This is a genomic window from Paraburkholderia sp. BL10I2N1 (assembly GCF_004361815.1).
In the GTDB taxonomy this organism is placed as follows: Bacteria; Pseudomonadota; Gammaproteobacteria; order Burkholderiales; family Burkholderiaceae; genus Paraburkholderia.
In genome coordinates this window covers 3,272,494-3,288,271 of sequence record NZ_SNWA01000002.1, presented here as the reverse complement: position 1 = coordinate 3,288,271, position 15,778 = coordinate 3,272,494, and the positions used below count along the sequence as shown (strand labels likewise).

Here is a 15,778-nt window from a genome sequence, read left to right as displayed (position 1 = left end):
GACGAGTTTTTCCACAGACACCCAAGAACACTCTTTCGGCGCAGTTATGTTCAACCGTTTTCAGGCGATGGTTGTTTTTACCAGGATCGTGGAGACCAATAGTTTCTCTCGCGCCGCGGTCTCTTTGAATCTTCCTCGTGCATCAGCTTCGAACATCATCAAGAGCCTAGAGGCTCATCTCAGGGTTCGGCTACTGTACCGCACGACGCGCCGCATTAATTTGACCGCAGAGGGCGCTCAGTACTATGAGCGTTGCGTTCAGATCCTTTCTGAACTGGAGGAAACCGAATACTCGCTAACCAGTGGCGCGAGCGGGATTCACGGCACCCTGAGAATCAACCTGCCGCCGGCTATTGGCAGAACCGTCATCGTGCCGCGGATCCATGAATTTTGTAGCATGTATCCCCAAGTGGACCTTAGAATCGGCTTCAGCGACAGACGTGTCGACCTTGTTCAAGAAGGCGTAGACTGCGCAATCCGCGTAGGGCTGTTGGAGGACTCCAGTCTGATAGCCAGGCAGTTCGGACACATGGAAATGGTAACCTCGGCTAGCCCGCGGTACGTACAACGGCATGGCTGTCCTTTCGAAATCGACGATCTTCCACGGCACTTTGCCGTTCACCTGCTTTCCGGATCCGGAAGAAACCTTGACTTCAACTTCGTTCGTAATGGCCATGCTGCTCAAATCCGCATACCAGGAACCGTTGCGGTCACCGACGTTGATGCGTACATCAGATGCGGCCTTGACGGAATGGGGCTTATCCAAGTCCCCGCTTTCATGGTTAGAGAGCACTTGCGAAGCGGCGAACTGCTGGAGCTGATCTGCCATCACCGACCGCGACCAATCCCAGTTTCAGCGATATATCCCGCGAACCGGCACTTGTCATCAAAAGTACGCGCGTTTGTCGAATGGGCTGGGAGTCTTTTTGAAAACTACTTGAAACCTCAGGCCAACGCAGTCCACCGGAGACGCGCCTCCACTTCACATCTCGCAGTTATGCCAAATTCGTACAGCACCGACGCGGACACAAGAACCCCCGTCACCTGAAAGGCTTGCTAGATTGTGCCGCTGATCAAACGCTTGCCGTCGCAACGCGGGACGATGACAGTTGACGCTGCTTCGGACTCGACATCACCGGAAGGAAGCAAGTCCGATTCCGGCTACGTATTCATCCCAACAGCAAGCAGCGTCACATCATCTTCCCAAGAGCCGCAACGCTATGTGCATTCAGCCCGGAACCTGCGGATATCTGCCACGCAAAGATCAGGCCGAAACCGACGGTGGCCGCACGAAGCCAATGACCTGTTCGACACGTCGCGCAAGAGTTAATAGGGCTTTATCGCTTCCACTGCTTGCGTCCAACTCTAGCCCGAGCGGTAGGCCGTTCTGCGTCAGTCCCATCGGAATTGATATCCCCGGCAGTCCAGCAAAGCTAGCCGGATAGGTGTTCCTCGACAGAAAGACGTCGTTTACCGTCCGACCCGCAACCGTATATTGCCACTGCTCTGCAATGGCCGGAGCGGCGCACAGGGTTGTTGGAAACACGATCGCATCTGCGCGAGAGAAAACCTGACTGTCAAAGCGGCGTCGGACTTCTGGCCGGCGCCGGAAAAGAGCGTCGTTGTAGGCGCCGTCCCGCGTATAGCCGGCTCCAGTTGTCAGGACAAATCGTTGCCAGCGAGCTTTAATATGCGGCTCTAGCCCATCGTAGATCTCTTCGAACGTAAGAGGGATATTCTGGTCTCGCAGGAACGCCGTTACATCTGGCTGGGTATCATGAAAGAACAGCGCCCAGTTAGCTTCCTCGACCATGGGGCCGAAGTCTGTGCCAAGATCGACCTCTACGACACTGGCTCCCGCATCTTTCAGTTTAGAGATCGTGTCGTTGAAGACCTTTTCTACTTCCGCGTCCGCGCCGTCGAGATAATAGTGACGCGCGACTGCGAGTCTCGTGCCCCTTAAGCTTGCTGGAAGCCGTTGTGGGGACGAATAATTCCCCGTCGCGATCGAGTCTAGCAGGTCGCAATCCGACACCCGCCTTGCTATCGGACCGGTCGTATCCAATGTGTTTGAGATCGGTGCGACTCCACTTCCTGACCATCGGCCGGGTGTTGGTTTGAAGCCAACGACGCCGCATAGCGCTGCAGGAACGCGAATTGACCCGACCGTGTCCCCACCCAGCGCTGCCGGGACCAGTCTCGCGGCCACGCTAGCTGCGCCGCCGCATGACGACCCTCCCGTGATGTGAAGCACGTTGTACGGGTTCTTCGCCTGCCCGTAATGACCGTTAAGACCGGTGAGACCATACGACATTTCGACCAGGTTGTTCTTCCCGAGCACAATGCAACCAGCATCTTTCATCGCAGTCACGACCCTTGCGTCCGTCGCAGGCTTGAAGTCACGCGCCACGGCTGTCCCGAAGCTGGTAGGCAGGTCCATGGTCAGGTAGCTATCCTTGACGCCAATAGGCAGCCCAGGAAGTGCCCTTCTCTTGCCCGCGAGACGCGCCTTGTCGGCTGCTCGGGCTGCCGACAGTGCCTTGTCATCGTCGACGGTGATGAAAGCATTAAGGGATGCGAACTTATGCGTACGTTCGAGCAGGAGCTCCGTGTACCGCTCCGATGTTAGCCGGTTGGTGTTAATAGCGCGCGCCGCCTCGAACAAACTAACTTCGTGCACTTGCGATACGTCTACCAACGACCCTGCGGGCTCGATCGCTGCGGCAGCGTACGACATACTGGGCCCGACCGCAGTGCTGAGCAAAACTGCCGAGGTATCTCTTACGAAGCGACGTCGAGCAGGCGAATCGATCGTGTAAGGCTCATTCGGTTCGTCGTGAGTTGGTAGTGGGATGATCCGGGTCATTTTCATGTGATGGCGCCTGAGTTGACAAGTGAATGCGGCGTGGTATTGCAAGTAGCTCGGCCCTCAGCGATCCGAGGGTGACACCGTCAAGATTCGATGTCAACGGAGGATCTGAATCGGAGCGGTTCAGCCAAACGGTCTGGTGTTCAATTGAAGATGCAACCGCTGATGTAGCATTGCGTGCGTGAGGCAAGGCGCGGCTCATGCGCCGCGGACAAAGGACTATTAACGGCTACGGGCCTGCGCAACATAGGTGCGGTCGTTCGTCACATCAATATCTGAGGCCCGCCACACGGGCGGCTTTTCGACGACCATTGACGTCGCGTTCAGCAACGATTCGGTCTATCTCTGATATCAACATGGAGGCGGCAAGAGGTTTGTGAAGGATCGCATCACAGTACAGAAATGCAGGTGGACTTGGATCATCCGAAACAAGGATGAATACAACTTCGGCAAGCCTCCTGTCGTTGCGCAGGGAATAGCACAAGTCACATCCCGACATGTCCGGCATCTTGCGGTCCGCCACTACGACGTCGACCTCATTGGCCAGCAGAATGCCCAACGCGGCTTTGCCATTAGCAGCAGAAAACGTTGCATAGCCGCGCATCTCGCACATGGCCTGCCATGACGCGGCCGTTCCCTTTTCATCTTCCACCATCAGCACCGAAAGCACGACAGCCTCCTTCACATACGGTCTTGGAACGAGATGTCAGCTATGGTTGTTCGTAGGCGAGACGGAACGCGTGGAACGCAAAATTCGCTGAATCTCATTGCAGCAGTTAATCGTCTTGCGATTCTGCCGCTGGATGAACACAGCACTGCGGCAGGCAGACATGAGTCTTTCTCTCTTCGGACCTTCAAAGGCAATTGGCGAACTTCCGGTTCAGCACATCGCCACATAGCCTGAGGCATCGCCTCTTTGCATTCTCATGGCGGTTCAACTGGTTAAATTTGCACGGTCTTCGTCATCGACAGAGACGAGATGCGCCGTCGCCGCGGTCGACCGACAGGGACATCGAACTAAAGATGAATAAGGCAAACGCAAAGTCAGGCTAGGCAAAGAGCAAATACTCCAGCGCTATTCCGTGCGTAGTCAGACAGCGCCTCTGCTCTGACCGGACAATCAGGCCACGCCTTCGCCCTGAGACAGGAAAGGGTAATCCGTATAGCCTACAGCGTGACCGCCATAGAAAGTTGCCCTGTCATAGCGATTCAGGCGTGCATCGCATTTGAGTCGCAATGGCAGATCTGGATTCGCAATAAATAACCTGCCGAACGCTATTGCGTCGGCGTGGCCGTTCGCGATCGCAGCTAACGCCCCATCACGTGTATAGTTGCCGGCAGCGATAAGCACCCGAGGCCAAACCGGGCGGAAAATCTGAGACGCCGAAGGAACGTCCTTGTGATCGACCTCCGCCTGACCCGCCCCACTCGCTCTCGGCTCGACCAGATGCAAATATGCCAAATTGAGGCTTGCGAGCCGTCGGATGAGATACGTATATAAAGAGACCGGATCAGTCCCGCCACTGTCGTTCGCGGTTCCGAACGGCGACAGTCGAATGCCGACTCTATCTTCACCCCAAACCTCGGTCACCGCTTCAGCGATCTCGACTGCAAAGCGGCACCTATTTTCTAGTGACCCACCATATGCGTCTGTGCGTTGGTTGGTCCTGTCATGAAGGAATTGTTCAATGAGATAACCATTCGCCGCATGGATTTCAATTCCATCAAAGCCAGCTGCCATTGCATTTCGGGCAGCGTGAACGAAGTCCTGAACTACAGCAGCGACTTCTTTCGTCGATAGGGCACGAGGCTCTTCGTATGGCACGCGCTGGAAGTCAGCCGACATTCCATAGCCGCTCGCTGCGATCGCAGAGGGCGCGACTGGACGAGCGTCACGTGGCTGATGCGAGCGATGCGATATTCGTCCGACGTGCCACAGTTGCAAAAAAATGCGGCCGCCTCTCTGATGTACGGCATCCGTCACTTTTTGCCAGCCAGCGACTTGCTCCGAAGTGTAAATCCCAGGTGTCCCCGGCAGTCCGTGTGCAGCTTCTGAAACAGGCGATCCCTCTGAAATTATCAATCCTCCAGCCGACGCCCGCTGTCCATAGTACTCGGCGTTCAGTTGATGCGGTGTGCGTCCTGGATCCTTCGCACGCGTTCGCGTCAGGGGCGCCATGACGACCCGATGCTCGAGCTGAATGTTGCCGACCCTGAGGGGAGAAAAAAGCTGTTCGGGCATCTTAGGACTCCGTTGATACTTGACCGATTGCGCTGCGACGTGCTGAGAACTTTCACAGATATGTCGAAAGCATGATGCGAGTATATACGCGCATTATCCCGATCACAAGTCGATCTTCGACACGTGTCGCGACTTGTCGTCGGCTCGCCGCGCGACGCTCTACGAGGCGGCAAAGCAGCGCAATCCGCTACGATGGAAAGGCCCCACGCGAAACTGGAAGCGCGTACACACAGTCCACCTGAATCCCGATCAGACAGACAACTTCGAACCCATCAAACGCGACCACCGACAGGAGCAAAAAGCCGCCTAAATTTAATCGTTGAGGCGACATCTAGCTTGAAATTTACCGCAGTTCGCGCCGGTCGAACTCGGCGCGAACCGAACATCGGGAGCCGCCTAGTCTGACTGTGTCATAAAAAATATTTGCGGTGGAGTGATACCTGGTACTATTGAATAATACAGACTCCGGGCGATCGCGATGAGAGAAGATGTCGACGAATTTGACGCGTATCTGGACCATCTGGCGCAGGTGTTAGGGCACGCCGATCGGCATGCCGGCCTCAAGGGCTACTGTTCGGGCCTGGTCTTGCCGTTGTCACGCAAGAGCGTCGAGCCAATGGCCGCACATATTGACCCACTTCACGCGAGTGCGAAGCACCAGTCACTCCACCACTTTGTAGCCAAGGCAGAATGGTCAGACCGGGCGGTCTTGCAGCGGGTACGCGAATGGGTGATGCCCGCGTTAGGCGCGCACGCTGCTGAAGAATCCGGCTACTACTGGATTATTGACGACACAGGTTTTCCAAAGAAGGGGCGTCATTCGGTCGGGGTGGCACGTCAGTACTGTGGGCAGCTCGGCAAACAGGACAACTGTCAGGTCGCCGTGAGCCTGTCGATCGCGACGCAACGCGGCAGCCTGCCGATTGCCTGGCAGCTGTATGTCCCCAAGGAATGGATTGACGACCGGGAGCGTGCCCGTCGCGCGGGCATTCCCGACGGGCTTGCCTTCGAGACCAAGCCCCAGATTGCGCTGGCCCAACTTCGCCAGGCGATAGCATCCGGCGTTGCGCCGGGCATCGTGCTGGCCGATGCTGGTTACGGCGACGAAACCGCTTTCCGGGAGGGCGTAACTGAACTGGGTTTGTTGTACGCGGTAGGGATCCGGCCGGGCACCTCTGTGTGGGCGCCAGGTACGGCGCCGCTTCCGCCCAGGCCCTGGAGCGGGCGCGGCAAGCCACCGACATTGTTGCGCCGTGGGCCCGGCCACGAACCGATCGCGGTAAAGGAACTGGCCATGCAATTACCCGTGAACGGCTGGCAAACCGTCACCTGGCGGGAAGGCAGCAACGCAGCACTTTCCTCCCGCTTTGCCGCCGTACGGGTTCGTCCCGCACATCGCGACAATGAGCGAAGTACCGTTCGTGACGAAGAATGGCTGCTCGTTGAATGGCCCGATGGCGATACGGAGCCGCTCAAGTACTTTCTCACGACTGCCCCCGAGGAGGCGACACTTGAACAGCTTGTGTTCGTAACCAAGATGCGCTGGCGCATCGAGCGCGACTACCAGGATCTGAAGCAGGAGTTCGGACTGGGTCATTACGAAGGGCGTGGCTGGCGCGGCTTTCACCACCACGCCACACTGAGTATCGCTGCGTATGGGTTTCTGATGGCTCAGCGACTCAGAATGCAATCAGATGGACGCGATAAAAAAAACTTCGTTGAACGCGCGCTGCCTTCCCTTCCCCCGGATTACATCCCCCGGGGCAGTCCAGCGCGCTCAACGTCACGTTCCTGATTCCATAACTACGTTGCGCATCCTGCTTGGACTAAGGCTCATGCAACGATGGCTCTCTCTTCCTGTACGGCAATAGAGCGCGCAACTAATTATATGACACAGTACGACTAGTCAGTTGGAAGGAGCGCCTTCCGGAAGGAGCCATGCATTAGATAGGAAGCGGAGAATTGCACGGAGCGAAGTACGCCGCCCACATTGCGCATGACCACGTGAATTGCTCCGAGGAAACCTTGAACGAGTGGACTGGGACCTCTGCGCTAGGCGCCTGCGCTGTTCATTACGCCGAGGGGCAGAAACTGGAACGGCTCGCTGCACGCTCGCAGCCGGCGGCTACCAGTAGGTCCTTAAGCACCGAAACTTTGAAATGGATCGGTCGGGAACATCGGCACGCGCCTCAAGGCCCTCACTCGCGCGGTTCTCCAGCAAGAAGGAGCGCTGCTTCGACCCCCGCTTCCAGGATTTGCTCCGCCCTTGCGATGCTCGGAACCGCCCGCGCTAATTGAAGGGTTCCAACCATCAGACCGAAGATGGCTGTCGCCCGACGATCGGCGCGATTGGAATCAGCCTCGGGGAGCAATGCAGCCAATGTTGAAACGAAGCATTTCAGCCCGTGCTCATAAGTTGTCCGGGTTGGCTCAGACTGCCGTGCGATCTCAGGGAGCAAAGCCGCCGACGGGCATCCGCATGCAGGGTCTGCCCGATGAGCCTGATTGAGATAGCTTCGGATTACTTCCTCGAGGTCAGCGCCCATTTCAACTTTCTCTTCGAGGCTCTGCTGCCGTTCCGCGAGGGCGCTACTTACCGCCTCTCGGACAAGCGCGTCCTTAGAGTCAAAGTGCGCATAAAAGGCGCCGTTGGTCAGGCCTGCCGCTCCCATGATCCCGCTGATGCCTGCGCCGGAAACCCCTTCGCTGCGAAAGCATTTTGAGGCAGCCTCGAGAATATGCTGTCGAGTCGCGGCTTTGTGACCTTTTTCAAAACGCATCTTCTCTTCCTTGGTGCGCGCAGCCGTCAGCCTGCAGCCGCCTCCAACAAGGTTTGGAGGTCGCGATCGAGCTGACGAGCCACGATATTGACTTCTTCGCTGCCGAACTGGCCGAAAACCGAGGCCGGACGATCGTATTCAAACACAGCACCGCGATCACCACTGTCGTGTAGCAACACGCGGATGGGCGCATAAAGCCCAGCAGATAATTGATGACGGGTCATCTTCGATGCGGTGAGCGGATTGCCAATATCGTACTGTACCGACCGGTGGCGCAGACCAGCAATAGCCAGCAGTGCTCCGTGGTCACGCTGCCCGAAAATCGTTAGCGGAGGAGATGCTAGCAGTTCTTGCAGCGCGCGCGTGCTTTCACCGTACCTCAGAAGAGTAAAGATGCCGTCATCGATTTGGGGCGTCAAGCTCTCGAGCTTGGCTCGCACGTCATCGAAGGCATTCGTCGATCTGATGGTGACGTGCTCGATTGAAACTGTATGGGTGGAACACATTACATTGGCCATCTGTTAATCCTCGGTTCAGTGGTGTGAGGTCAGCCCCTTTGCTCGGAAAGGGGCGGCGGCATCAAAGCGACGGCGGCACAGTGCCCAAGATGCGCTCGATATGGCGACTAAGGCTCAAAAGCGCCCGGTCGCTCCCCAAGGGCGCGTCGAGCTCAAGACCAATCGGAAGACCGGCGCGAGAGAGGCCCGCCGGTAGGCTGATACCCGGAAGACCTACGCTGCTGGCCAACAAAGTGTGATTCGCCAAAGCGAGCGTGCTGACTTCCTGGCCAGCGATGCGAAGCCCCTCTTGCTCTCCGATCAAAGGCGCCGTGCAGGGTGTGGTCGGCTGCAGAATGGCATTGGCACCCTGACTTACGAACGCCTGATTCAGCCTGCGCTGGATTTCGGGACGACTCACACTGAGTGCAACCTTGTAGTCCTGCACGGATGTAGCACCGGCACCGCTGGGCAGTACCATGTACTCCCACGCTTGGCGAAGCTGCGGCTTCAGGCCCTCGTAGATCTCGCCGAAAGTAGTCGGGATACCATGCAGACGCAGGAAGTCCGAAATGGCGCCTTGCGTCTCGTGGCCGAAAATTCCCCACGTAGCTGTCTGGATGAGTGAGTTGAAATCTTCCCCGAGATCAATCTCGAACACCTCCGCGCCGGCGTCCTTCAACTGGCGTACCACCTCGCGAAATCGCTCCTCGACTTCCGGGTCCACCAACTCCAAAAACTGTCGGGGCGCGAACGCCAGCCGAGCTCCGACGAGGTTGGAATCCCGCTCGACGGACTCGGCAGTCTGATCGCCGGTCACGACTTCGTCCAACAGTATGCAATCCTCAACGCTACGCGCGAATACGCCCGTTGTGTCGAGAGTGTGGGAAATCGGTGCGACGCCGTTACGGGGCCAGCGTCCCGTAGTCGGCTTAAACCCGACGACGCCACAGAGTGATGCTGGCACACGAATGGATCCGACTGTATCGCCTCCCAAGGAAGCGGGCACTATCCCGGCAGCCACGGAGGCTGCAGAACCGCTTGACGACCCACCCGTAACACGCTCCAAGGCGCGCGGGTTCTTGACTTGGCCGAAGTGCTCGTTATGCCCAGTCAGCCCATAGGACATCTCTACCAGGTTGTTCTTGCCGAAGACGAGAGCTCCTGCATCCTTAACGGCGCGGACTGCATCGGCGTCCTCGGTGGGGACGAAATGCGCCAGGCGTTCAAGGCCGATGCTTGTGGCCAGCCCCGCCGTCAGATAGCTGTCCTTGATCCCAACGGGGACACCCAATAGGGGCGCCTCTACTCCTGCGGAGCGTGCCTTGTCCGCGTCTTTCGCAGCCTGAAGCAAGGCGTCTTCGTCAATGGCGATGAAGGCATTCAGGTCAGCATGCGCTCGAGCCTGGTATAGCAACGCGCTGGCGTACGACTCTGAGGTGATATCACCACTGCGTATCGCGTCCGCAGCTGCAGCGAGCCCGAGTGAGGCGAACTCCAGCACTTGTGATCCGGGAGTTTCAGTTGAAGCGGCGATCTTATCGTTCATATGTCCTCACATAAATAATGTGACGCAGTAGTACGGACCTCGACAAGAGGTTCGTCACGACCGATGTAATTACGATCATAATATAGCATTACGATCGTAATGCAACCGCTTTTTTTCATCGATTCGCGCTAAGCGCGGCAAGTGGTCGACGACATCAACTTGCGGATATGGACCGCGAGCGTTGCATCAAAATGTTTTAGCTGGTGATGTGCGATGACGACATCGATTGGGAACATTTGTCAGTAGCCGAGGCCGGGACAAAGCGAGCTCGGAATGGGATTTACGCGGCAGAAAAACCCGGTCGGCCAGCACCAGTTCTTGCGAGAATGAAAAGATTGCCCCTCGCCGTTCGCGCGATAGGCTTTCGAAGTTGCTGGACTTTTCAGAAGATGATGTGGGCAACCTTCAGCGGATTTCGGACTGATGCGCCGTCGCCACATGCTGGAGCAGACTTGCAACCGGATTGCTTCAAGTAGGACTTTGGAACCAGCTGCCCGGCCTCCGGCTCGAGCGCCATCTTGTGGAGTTGTCCTTTCAAGTGCTTGCGGCGGCAATTCGTTTGCTGCCCAAACTGACTGTGACGCGTGATGCCCGGACCCATGTCAATGATATGTGCCCCGAGTCGCTGCGGTCTCAATTCGGATGTCGACGCTGTTTGAACGTAGCAGTGCGGCTTTTGCCGCAGCGAAGTTGGTTGCGTGCGACCGTTGTTGTCCCTCGGGATAGAAATCGTGAGGCCGATCTGCCATGAATAGCCGGAGGGCAAGAATAGCGACGAAGTATCCACTAATGGTCGTGGCCGCGTCGGCGTACGCCCGCAAAGCGACGGTGGCGAAACGCGATGCCATCTCATTCTTCACGGCTTGGCTCAACACTGGCTCCATCAGCGTGCCGCTTGCGATCCAGGACGACAGCAAACTTGTGCTGCCTAAGCCGGACGAGCCGGAACCAAACAGGTAGTACGATGCGTAGCCATATAGCCAGCCGATGCCGAAGTGAACCATGAAGGCCGATCTGATTGAGCGTTACGCGGCGAATTTGCACGGCGTGCTGTCGTGCTTTGACCGAATCCTGATCACGGGCACGCTGCCTGGCGCGTGCTACGCAGCGGGCATGACGAGTTTTCTGAACGCCAACGGCATTCGCCTATTCGACTACGCCAGGTTCGCCGAACCGCTGCGCGAACGCATCCGTGTGCGCGCGCAAGAGGTCTGCGCTGCCGCCGGCATCGAGATTGAGCACGTCAACAAGAGCCACATCCGCAAGGAAGATCTGGTGGCACGCGTGCTGCAGGGGCGTGGCGATGCACCCGGGCTGGTGCACGTCATCTCGGCGATGGAGGCCTGCCCGAGCTACAAGCCGTGGCACGACAAGAGCAGCGGCAAGACCTACCTGCGCCCCGAGACGGGCAAGTGTCTGCACTACTACTTCTACTTCATCGATGACGAACTCGGGCTGTGCTACCTCAGGGTCCCGACCTGGGCACCGTTCGGCTTGCAGTTCTACTGCAATGGCCACGGCGCCGTGGCCCGTGCGCTCAAGCGCGAGGGCATCGGGTTCGTGCAGGCCGACAACGCCTTTTTGCGCATTGCCGATATGGACCGTGCACAGGCCATCGCCGACGCGCTGAGCCCCGATATGCTGCATGAGCGACTGGACCGCTACGCGCAGTGGCTGTGCCCGGTGCTCGACGTGTTCGGCCAGACCTACCACTGGAGCCTGCGGCAGGCCGAGTATTCCACTGACCTGATGTTCCGCAGCCAACAGACGCTGGTGCCGCTGTACGACGTGCTGTCGCGTCAGGCGGTGCTGGCCGCGCACGCCGGGAAAGTAGCCGGCTTCCTGGGCAAGAAGGTCACGCCGCAATTGGCGCAGGAGATCGGCTCGCGGCTGTCCACCCGCATCGAGGGACGCTGCATCAAGCACCATATGGGCGTTGCCAGCGTCAAGGTTTACGACAAGTTCTCCCATGTGTTGCGGATAGAAACCACCATCAACGACGTGAGCTTCTTCAAACACCACCGCAAGGTGGAACACAGGAATGGCCAAAGCACCTACGAACTCGCAGCGTTGAGGAAAACCATCTACAGCCTGTTCGACCTGCGCGAGATCATGCTGGGCTGCAACCAGCGCTACCTCGCGTTTTTGTCGAGTCTGGATGACCCCAGCGCAGGTGAGCGCGACCTTCAACGTTTGAGCCAGTCCCGCGTGGGCAGTAATGAGCGCAGGGTCAAAGGACTCAACTTCTTCAACGGCGGCGAGCAAGCACTGCTGCGTGCCTTGCAGCGCGGCGAGTTCAACGTGCATGGCCTGCGCCGTGCCGATCTGGCCAGGCATGTGGACATGAGCGCCCCGGTGCTGTCCCGACAGCTCTCGCGACTGCGCACACTCGGCTTGATCAAGAAGGTGGCCCATACCTACCGCTACTACCTCACGCGTCTGGGCCGCGCCGCCATCGCTGCTGCCTGTTCTCTCACCCGTTTCAACATCGTTCCAATTCTGGCCGCAGCACACTGAAGTCTTCTCACAAATCGCGAAGACTTAACTTTTTAGTTACTAAAGGTTCATTAACAGCGAGGTCAAAGGAGCGCATAAGCGCGCGGACAAAGTCCTTATCGACAGCGGGTTCGAGCTCGGTTAACGCTGCTTTAATTCGGGGCAGAATGCTCGAGGACAGTTCGAAGTACCTTACCGCAAAACTGGCGAGGCCCAAAACGGCATCGAAGATAGTCAGACGGTCGGTTGAATGTTCCAGCCGTGCGAAGTACACGTCCACAGCTGTCGGTCCCATCCACGTCGCGGCTAAAGCGCTCTGGATCGCCGGCACCAGCATCCGCTCCCGGGACAGAAAAAGTGACGGCGTCCACGTCTTTAGCCGTGGAAGCGTCGCGAGTTCGCGAAGCCAAGGCGTATCCGTCGCCGTGCTCGAGAGTGACATCAGCAGTCTCAACGACGAAACGACATTGTGGTAGTCGTTAAGGGCTGTCGTGTGGTGCGTTGACCTCAACCTAACCTGTCGTTGAATGGAATACCGGGTTTCGTCGACAGCAGCCGCCATGGCGGCTATCCATTTGTAGGCACTGGCGGCAAGCAAATGCCTCCACCGGAATAGATCCGAGAAGTCCTTGCGGGTCAACGTCTATTGCCTATCATGTAGAGGTGGCTCGTGCTAACAGCGCGTGGCCGCAAAACGGAGCACAGGCGGGGCTGGCGGGAGACTGGCCGCCCGTCTGTGCTCTGCCACGACGGGTCCGCGAAGGGTGCGGGCCGTTTTTTTGTCGGCTTCAATGGTGTCAGGTCGTATCACCGTTGCGTTTAATGGCTGACGTGCGGTGTGGCAGACGTACGTGTGCGTTCGACGACAGGCGTTATGTCAAGGGGCATTCATTCCTTCGCGTCGCTCGCCGGGTGATTGTTACACGGCCTCCGGCCTTTTCCGTCGAAGGATTCGGTGCCCGAGACTCGACTGGCCCAGGAGGACGTAGAAGACGAGCTCACGCACTACTTCCTGGACGAAGGATCGGAAGACGCCGCCCTCAGGTTCATCGGGGAGATCGAGCGGGCATACGCGCATCTCGCCAGGCACCCCAGCACCGGGTCTCCCCGTTACGCCTACGAGATGGATATACCGGGCCTGCGTTCATGGCCTCTTGTTCGGTACCCGCATCTGATCTTCTACATCGAGCGCAAGCATCACGTCGAGGTCTGGCGTGTCCTCAACGGCAAGCGCGATATCCCGGCGTGGCTGTCGAGCGACGACGGCGAGACTTACTGACACCGTCGGTACGGCAAAAGGCCCGCGAGCAGCCTATCAGCGTCGCTGAACTTCTTCAATTCTGCGCTTTGCGCGCTTGTGCACAAAGATCCGCGTGCCGGACATCGGGCAGGCGCTCATGGGCGCGAGCAGCTGGAGGGTTGCTACCATCGGCCCGATCGCAGCAAAGAATATTCGACGACGCGATCGTCCATCCAGGCTTGCCTGCTACGGTCGACAATGTCCGCCAGGCTGTCGATTCAAGCGAGCCTTGATATTACCTTCAGGACGGTGAATCGTGCGAATGTGTTAAGCCGATACGCACAGCCTGTCCGGAGCGGCGTTGCTTCGCGCATGCGGGCTCTGCCGCGGTTTCAGGTACCGACGACGTGCGCAGCGTCAGCCTGGTTCGTTGCATGCCGGAGGGTGCCGCGGTCGCTGCACCGGTTTTTCCCCGAGCGGCACCGGTTCCCGGGCACAGCCGTCCTGAGGCGTGACAGAAGGCAAGTCATCGCCGCAGCATGCATGGACCGGGAAGCCGTATGCATTCGTGCCCACTATGGTCGTCGGGCTGCGGGGGGTGCCCCCTATGTGTTTCGTCAAGCATTAGAGGCGGATTTCGGCTGGTAGAGGGTACCGTCGCGCAGCATTGCGAACAGCACGTCGCAGCGCCGTCTGGCAAGGGCGATGAGAGCCTGATTGTGGCGCTTGCCCTGCTGGACCTTGCGGGCGTAATAGTCCCTTGAGATCGGGTCTCGCAGGGCGGCAAAGGCAGAGAGAAAGAGCGCACGCTTGAGCACCTTGTTGCCCCGCCTGGATGGGTGTTCGCCACGGATAGAAGAGCCTGAGCGTCGGGTGACAGGGGCGAGGCCGGCGTAGGCGGCAAGATGCGCAGCTGAAGCGAAGGCTTTGTGGGCGACTTCCGTGAGGAGTCTGGCGGCGGTCCTGACGCCGACTCCCGGCATGCTGGTCAGGACCGGCCAAAGAGGGTGTGCATGCACCAGCCGTTCAACTTCGCTGGCAACCTCGTCGCGTTGTTTGCGCAAAGATGCGAGCTGCTGGGCTAGGCGCGGCATGACGATGGTCGCGGCCTGTGTACCGGGTACGACCACAGCCTGTTCGCTGAGCGCCTGAACGATTTCGGCAGCGAGGCTTTTGCCCATGCGAGGTGCAAGTTTGGTGAGGCGGTTGGCGAGTGTTTTCTCGCTGGTCGCGGCAAGCTCGGCGGGTGACGGGTATCGCTCAAGCAGATCGAGCACGGCCGGATGGTCGAGGCGCGGTCCCAGAACCCGTTCCAGCGCGGGATGGATCTGGGTAAGCAGCCCGCGAATGCGGTTGCTGGTCTGCGTGATCTGTGCGGCGAGATCATCGTCGAAACCGCGCAACATGGTGAGTTCGGCGAGCGGTTCGTCAGCCAGCCGAAGCGAGCGCAGCGCGTGCGGCATCGAGCGGGCAGCTTCGGCAATGATGGCGGCATCGCGGGCGTCGGCTTTGGCTTCGCCTGCATGCAGATCGGCGATGCGGCGCATGGCCAGTTTTGGCAGATAGGCGACCAGAACGCCTTCGTCGCGAGCGACTGCCAGCGGCAGCGCACCAATGGTGGCGGGCTGGTCGACGACGAATAGAAGTTGGCCGTGCGCCTTGAGTTCGGTGATGAGGGCGCGCAGTTTGGTCTCATCGTTTGGAAGCGCTTTGTTATACAGGCGCTTTCCGGTCCGGTCGAGAGCGACGGCGTGATGATGGCCTTTACCTACGTCAACGCCGACGAAGACATCGACGGAATCATGTTGTTGGTTTCTTGCTTCGAAGTGTTTATGCAGATTGAGCTGGTTTGGCCTGCAACATCGGTGGCAAGTCTCGGCATCCACGTTACGGACGGCCTCAAGATGTTCCCGGCCGAGCCCCTATTAGCGATCACCAGCCACCCACCAGGCCCGGTGACAACACCCCCCGGATCATGACTGCGACTGGGGGCGAGAATCATGCCGGGCCTAGCTGGCCAAATCCTCAATTATCGAGGAGTGAAGATAGTAACGGGGCACACCGCCTTTCGGGTATCTCCAAGAACATATTCGTCAACTCAAGGC

12 protein-coding genes and 1 pseudogene are annotated in these 15,778 nt (G+C 58.4%); 4 read left to right on the top strand and 9 right to left on the bottom strand.

Going from position 1 to position 15,778, the window contains the following annotated elements; all coding sequences use genetic code 11:
- The first annotated feature begins 46 nt into the window (after positions 1 to 46).
- Entirely contained in the window at positions 47 to 1,048 is a 1,002-nt protein-coding gene (locus B0G77_RS37235) for a LysR family transcriptional regulator (protein WP_133666724.1), read from the top strand.
- A 216-nt stretch (positions 1,049 to 1,264) separates the two neighbouring features.
- Here B0G77_RS37235 and B0G77_RS37230 read toward each other — a convergent pair whose 3' ends face one another.
- From B0G77_RS37230 to B0G77_RS37220, 3 genes are all read right to left on the bottom strand, one after another.
- A complete protein-coding gene (locus B0G77_RS37230; protein WP_243751362.1) occupies positions 1,265 to 2,872 on the bottom strand; it encodes an amidase family protein in 1,608 nt (535 codons plus the stop codon).
- Between the two features lie 265 nt (positions 2,873 to 3,137).
- The gene (locus B0G77_RS37225) at positions 3,138 to 3,539 is read right to left on the bottom strand and encodes a response regulator (RefSeq protein ID WP_133666723.1); all 402 of its coding nucleotides are present in this window, start codon (positions 3,537 to 3,539) and stop codon (positions 3,138 to 3,140) included.
- Positions 3,540 to 3,989: 450 nt separating this feature from the next.
- Entirely contained in the window at positions 3,990 to 5,111 is a 1,122-nt protein-coding gene (locus tag B0G77_RS37220) for an alkene reductase (protein ID WP_133666722.1), read from the bottom strand.
- Positions 5,112 to 5,589: 478 nt separating this feature from the next.
- On the opposite strand from B0G77_RS37220, the gene B0G77_RS37215 reads away from it, so the two are divergent.
- The gene (locus B0G77_RS37215) at positions 5,590 to 6,906 is read left to right on the top strand and encodes an IS701 family transposase (protein ID WP_133666721.1); all 1,317 of its coding nucleotides are present in this window, start codon (positions 5,590 to 5,592) and stop codon (positions 6,904 to 6,906) included.
- A gap of 403 nt (positions 6,907 to 7,309) precedes the next feature.
- Here B0G77_RS37215 and B0G77_RS37210 read toward each other — a convergent pair whose 3' ends face one another.
- The 4 genes from B0G77_RS37210 to B0G77_RS37195 all read right to left on the bottom strand — a co-directional run bounded on the left by B0G77_RS37210 (position 7,310) and on the right by B0G77_RS37195 (position 10,941).
- Positions 7,310 to 7,891, bottom strand: a complete 582-nt coding sequence (locus B0G77_RS37210; RefSeq protein WP_133666720.1) for a TetR/AcrR family transcriptional regulator — start codon at positions 7,889 to 7,891, stop codon at positions 7,310 to 7,312.
- Between the two features lie 26 nt (positions 7,892 to 7,917).
- The gene (locus B0G77_RS37205) at positions 7,918 to 8,409 is read right to left on the bottom strand and encodes a DUF302 domain-containing protein (RefSeq protein WP_133666719.1); all 492 of its coding nucleotides are present in this window, start codon (positions 8,407 to 8,409) and stop codon (positions 7,918 to 7,920) included.
- A 61-nt stretch (positions 8,410 to 8,470) separates the two neighbouring features.
- Entirely contained in the window at positions 8,471 to 9,937 is a 1,467-nt protein-coding gene (locus B0G77_RS37200) for an amidase family protein (protein WP_133666718.1), read from the bottom strand.
- Positions 9,938 to 10,539: 602 nt separating this feature from the next.
- On the bottom strand, positions 10,540 to 10,941 hold the full coding sequence (locus B0G77_RS37195) for a hypothetical protein (RefSeq protein ID WP_133666717.1): 402 nt from the start codon (positions 10,939 to 10,941) through the stop codon (positions 10,540 to 10,542).
- On the opposite strand from B0G77_RS37195, the gene B0G77_RS37190 reads away from it, so the two are divergent.
- The gene (locus B0G77_RS37190; RefSeq protein WP_133660315.1) at positions 10,940 to 12,454 is read left to right on the top strand and encodes a winged helix-turn-helix domain-containing protein; all 1,515 of its coding nucleotides are present in this window, start codon (positions 10,940 to 10,942) and stop codon (positions 12,452 to 12,454) included. The two genes, B0G77_RS37195 and B0G77_RS37190, sit on opposite strands and share 2 nt — an antisense overlap.
- 7 nt (positions 12,455 to 12,461) lie before the next feature.
- Here B0G77_RS37190 and B0G77_RS37185 read toward each other — a convergent pair whose 3' ends face one another.
- Positions 12,462 to 13,073, bottom strand: a complete 612-nt coding sequence (locus B0G77_RS37185) for a hypothetical protein (protein WP_133666716.1) — start codon at positions 13,071 to 13,073, stop codon at positions 12,462 to 12,464.
- Positions 13,074 to 13,388: 315 nt separating this feature from the next.
- On the opposite strand from B0G77_RS37185, the gene B0G77_RS37180 reads away from it, so the two are divergent.
- A complete protein-coding gene (locus tag B0G77_RS37180; protein WP_133666715.1) occupies positions 13,389 to 13,712 on the top strand; it encodes a type II toxin-antitoxin system RelE/ParE family toxin in 324 nt (107 codons plus the stop codon).
- A 578-nt stretch (positions 13,713 to 14,290) separates the two neighbouring features.
- On the opposite strand, the pseudogene B0G77_RS37170 reads toward B0G77_RS37180, so the two are convergent.
- Positions 14,291 to 15,555 (bottom strand): annotated as a pseudogene (locus B0G77_RS37170) (IS110 family transposase).
- Positions 15,556 to 15,778: the final 223 nt, after the last annotated feature.